The sequence below is a fragment of the Achromobacter sp. UBA5777 genome (assembly GCF_002418565.1).
Lineage (GTDB): Bacteria > Pseudomonadota > Gammaproteobacteria > Burkholderiales > Burkholderiaceae_B > Achromobacter > Achromobacter animicus.
Window position 1 is genome coordinate 1 of sequence record NZ_DIEJ01000011.1, and the last position, 4,142, is coordinate 4,142.

Here is a 4,142-nt window from a genome sequence, read left to right on the forward strand (position 1 = left end):
GTGCCGGCGCGGAAGTGGCGCCGGGGATCGTGCTGCGCGACATTGCGGCGGATGCCGTGACGGTCGAACAGTCGGGCCGCGCAAGCCGTCTGGCGGCGCCGGCGGCCCAGGATGCGCCGGGCGGGATCACGCGGGAGAAGTAGCGTGGGACGGGTCCGCGACGCATGAGCCAATGGCAGGCGGCAGGCTGGCAACGCTGCGCGTCCTGACGAAGGATCAATCAAATCGGCGGCTCGTAAACCTGCATCTTGTGAACTACCAGCTCGAAAACTAGCAGCTCGTGAATTTTCGGCTCGCGACTTACCAGCTTGTGTCTCAGCAGCTCGTGAATCAGCGTCTAGTAAATCAGCAGCTAGTGACAAAGCCGCGCAAGGACGAACGGGGCGATCTCCCGGCGTGCGCATTACTGTCATATTTCATGTCCACAATCCCGGGCTTCAACAGAAAGACCGGAGTTGCAAAGTGCGTCAGTTACCGCGCGGGCTTGCCCGCCAGCAGGGCTTCACCCTCATCGAGATCATGGTGGTGATTGTGATCATGGGGATTCTGGCCGCGCTGGTGGTGCCGCGTGTGCTCGATCGCCCCGACCAGGCGCGCCAGGCCGCTGCCCGTCAGGACATCGGCGGCATCATGCAGGCGCTCAAGCTGTATCGCCTGGACAATGGCCGCTATCCCACTACCGCGCAGGGCCTGCGGGCGCTGGCGCAAAAGCCTGATGGCGTGGCCAATTGGCGCGGTTATCTGGACAAGCTGCCCAACGATCCGTGGGGCCACCCCTATCAATATCTGAGCCCCGGCGTCAAAGGCGACGTCGACGTCTTCTCGTTTGGCGCCGACAACAAGCCCGGCGGAGAAAGCGGCGATGCCGACATCGGTTCCTGGGACCTCTGAGCGCGGTTTCACGCTGGTCGAAGTTTTGGTGGTGCTGGTGATCGTGGCCATTGCCGCGAGCATGGTGAGCCTGTCTGTCGGCCGGGGCGACAATCGCCTGCGGGCTGATGCTGAGCGTCTGGCCGATGCGTTCACGGTGGCGCAGAGCGAAGCGCGCAGCGACGGACGCAACATCCGCTGGCTGGCGAACGGCCAGGGCTGGTCGTTTGAGCGCGCGGGCCGCTCGGCGGGCCCCACGGCGCAGGACGATATTCCCGTGCCTGTCGACCGATTGCAAAGCGATGAGGTGTTGCGGCCGCAGTCGTGGTCGGCCGCGCCGGTGCAATGGCGGTTGGATCCGGACCGTCCGCTGATCTTCAATACCGAATGGGTTGCCGCGCCGATGACGCTGACGCTGAGCGCGGCAGACGTGCACGTCACGCTGCAACGGGACGCCGCGGGGCGCTATGAGATTCGTTGAGATGGCTTCCAAAGCAGCCGCGGATAAAGTCGTCGATGACGCTGCCGATGCGGCCGTCGATGAAGCTGTCGATAAGCCCGTCGTCAAGACCGTGGATGAGGAGTTGGATGAAGCCGTCAATGGAGCCAATAGTGGCTCCACGGGTGATCCCGGCCTCGGCGGCGCCGCGGACCCTGCCCCCGCCGCCTGGGGCCAAGCTCACTCGGGCGCGGCGGGCTCCGCATTTCCGCGACCGCACAACCGCGAGCGTGGCTTCACCTTGATCGAAGTGCTGGTGGCGTTGGCGATCATCGCGGTGGCGATGGGTGCTGCGCTGCGCGCCACCGGGGTGATGGCCGCGAACAATCGTGCCTTGCAGGACAAGACGCTGGCGCTGCTGGCGGCGCAGAACGCGCTGACGCAATTGCGGCTGGAACAGGCCCTGCCGCGCGCCGGCACGCAGATGGTGCCGTGTCCGCAAGGCGGCCTGGCGCTGCAATGTGAACTGGTGTTCACCAATTCCATGAACCGAAGCTTCCGGCAGGTGGCGGTGAAGGTCCACGACGCCGCGTCTCCGCGCGATGGCGCGATCCTGTTGCAGCTCGACGGGCTGTTGTCCAGCCTGCGATGACGATGCGCCGTTCTCCACAATCGCAGGCCGGCTTCACGCTGATCGAGGTGCTGGTCGCCCTGGCGCTGATGGCGCTTGTCAGCCTGATGGCTTGGCGCGGACTGGCCAGCGTGTCGGGCGCGCGCGATCTGATCGCTGCGCAGGCCGAGGATACGGATGCCATCGTGCGCACGCTGGGGCAGATGGCGCGGGACGTGGAGTTGTCGTACACGGGTCCCGGCTTTGATTCGCCGGGATTGGACGCGGTGGCGTTCACGACTGGCCTGCGGTTGCTGCCGCGCGCGGCGGGCGGGCAGACGCTGGAGATTTTGCGTCCCGATCCGGATGGCAACGGGTTGTGGCAGCGCATTCAATGGCAGGTGCGCCGCGACGGTTTGTGGCGGGTGGGCGGACCGTCCGCGCAGCGCAGCCCGTTGCCTGCGGCGAATGACGGCGTGCTGTTGCTGCCGGGCGTGCGGTCGCTCGCGCTGCGCGCCTGGGTGCCGGGCGTGGGCTGGGCGGACGCCAACGCCTCGTTTGCCGCCGCGCCTAGCGGTCTGGAGATCGCGTTTGAACGCGGGGTGCCGGGCGACCTGCGGCGCTATACGCGCGTCCTGGAGCTGCCATGAGCCGCGCGTTCGTTCATGAAACTGGCAAGGTTGGCGCGCGCGGCGAAACTTGCGCATTTGGCGAATTTGGCCCTTCTGGCATATCAGGCATATCAGGCGAATTTGGCATATCTGGTGCATCTGGCGCACGCAACGCACAAGGCACAGCCGCCGTGCGCGGCACCCCTACCGCGCTCCGCCAACGCGGCGCGGCGGTCGTCAGCGCGCTCATTGTCGTTGCCATCGTGGCGGCACTGACCACCAGCTTGTTCCAGCGACAGACCGCCAGCACGCGGCGCGTGGAGAACGAACTGGCGCGGGTGCAGGCGCGCGCGATGCTGGCCGGTGGAATCGACTGGGCGCGACTGGTGGTGCGTGACCACGGCCGGCGCGAGCCCACCACCCGCGGCGACCAGATCTGGGCCACGCCGGTGCTGGATACCCGCATCGAACGCCCCGGCGACGATCGCGTGGCGGTGTTTTCGGGCGGCGTGCAGGACGAACAGGGCAAGTACAACCTCTACAACCTGGCGCGCAATGGCGTGCCGCAGCCGGAGCAGGAAGAAATCCTGCGGCGCCTGCTCGGCACGCTGGAACTGCCCGATACGCTGGCCGCGCGGATCGTCGACATCGTCGCGTCGGCGCAACCGCCCGCGCTGGCGGCGAATGCCTCGAACACCGGCTCTAACGCCACCCCTAACGCCACCCCTGACACCGCCCCGAACACCGCCGCGCGGCCCGGCCCGCAGGCGCGCGCGCCGCTGCCGCGCGGGGTCGACGAAGTAGCCGCCCTGCTGGAGCTGGAGCCGCCGATGCGCAATGCGCTGCGGCGCACGATAACGCTGTTGCCTTCGGCCACCACGGTCAACGTCAACACTGCGCCCGCCGAGGTTATCGCGGCGCTGGTGCCGGGGCTGTCGCTGGCGCAGGCGCGCGCGATGGCGGGTGAGCGCGATCGCGGCAACTGGTTCAACAACACCGGCGATTTCGCCAATCGGCTGGGGGGCACGGGGGGGGAGANNNNCACCAACAGCGGCTGGTTCCTGGCCAGCGGCACCGTGGTCTACGAACGGGCGCGCGTCTCGATGCAGGCGCTGATGCGCAGCGCCCCGCCGGCCGCGCCCGAAACCATCTGGACGAGAGAAACACCTTGAAGAACACCCTGCGCATCGCCCTGCCCGCGCTGGAGGAATTTGGCGCCGATTCGCCGCTGCCCTATGCGTGGTTCGACCGGCGCGGCCGCTGCGTGCGGCAAGGCGAGCTTGCGCTGCGCGCGCTCGGAAACGCCTGGCCGCAGGCCATGTGCGAAGCCGTGCTTCACCCTGCCGACGTCATCGCGGCGACGGTGCAGATCCCCGCAGTGGCACGGGCGCATTTCGGCGCGGCCGTGCGCGGTGCGCTGGAACCGCTGGTGCTGAGTGATCTGGACAGTCTGGCGATCGGGTACGGCACGCGTGCCGCTGATGGCTCCGTGCCCCTGGCGTGGTCGCCGCGCGAACCGGTCCGGCGCGCGTGGAGCCTGCTCAGCCAGCAAGGGCTGCGCGTGCGCGCGCTGATCGCGCCGCAGGCGCTTGCGCCGGCCACGGATGCGCCG

General features: G+C 68.0%; 4 protein-coding genes and 2 pseudogenes. All 6 read left to right on the top strand.

Going from position 1 to position 4,142, the window contains the following annotated elements; all coding sequences use genetic code 11:
* Positions 1 to 462: 462 nt before the first annotated feature.
* Positions 463 to 891 (top strand): type II secretion system major pseudopilin GspG, encoded by a 429-nt coding sequence (gene gspG, locus B3446_RS00510; protein ID WP_175126123.1) that lies wholly within the window; start codon positions 463 to 465, stop codon positions 889 to 891.
* Complete coding sequence (gene gspH, locus B3446_RS00515) at positions 863 to 1,351, top strand: type II secretion system minor pseudopilin GspH (protein ID WP_191579436.1); 489 nt, start codon at positions 863 to 865, stop codon at positions 1,349 to 1,351. The genes gspG and gspH overlap by 29 nt, the downstream gene beginning before the upstream one ends.
* A 241-nt stretch (positions 1,352 to 1,592) precedes the next feature.
* Positions 1,593 to 1,961: pseudogene (gspI, locus tag B3446_RS00520) on the top strand (type II secretion system minor pseudopilin GspI); the annotation flags it as partial.
* A 2-nt stretch (positions 1,962 to 1,963) separates the two neighbouring features.
* Positions 1,964 to 2,569, top strand: a complete 606-nt coding sequence (locus tag B3446_RS00525) for a prepilin-type N-terminal cleavage/methylation domain-containing protein (RefSeq protein ID WP_291376576.1) — start codon at positions 1,964 to 1,966, stop codon at positions 2,567 to 2,569.
* Between the two features lie 152 nt (positions 2,570 to 2,721).
* Entirely contained in the window at positions 2,722 to 3,702 is a 981-nt protein-coding gene (gspK, locus tag B3446_RS00530) for a type II secretion system minor pseudopilin GspK (protein ID WP_291376578.1), read from the top strand.
* Positions 3,699 to 4,142 (top strand): annotated as a pseudogene (locus B3446_RS00535) (type II secretion system protein GspL); the annotation flags it as partial. The gene gspK and the pseudogene B3446_RS00535, both read left to right, overlap by 4 nt.

Coding starts and splice junctions, on each gene's coding strand:
- gspH (WP_191579436.1), top strand. CDS start 863: ATGCCGACATCGGTTCCTGGGACCTCTGAGCGCGGTTTCACGCTGGTC.
- B3446_RS00525 (WP_291376576.1), top strand. CDS start 1,964: ATGCGCCGTTCTCCACAATCGCAGGCCGGCTTCACGCTGATCGAGGTG.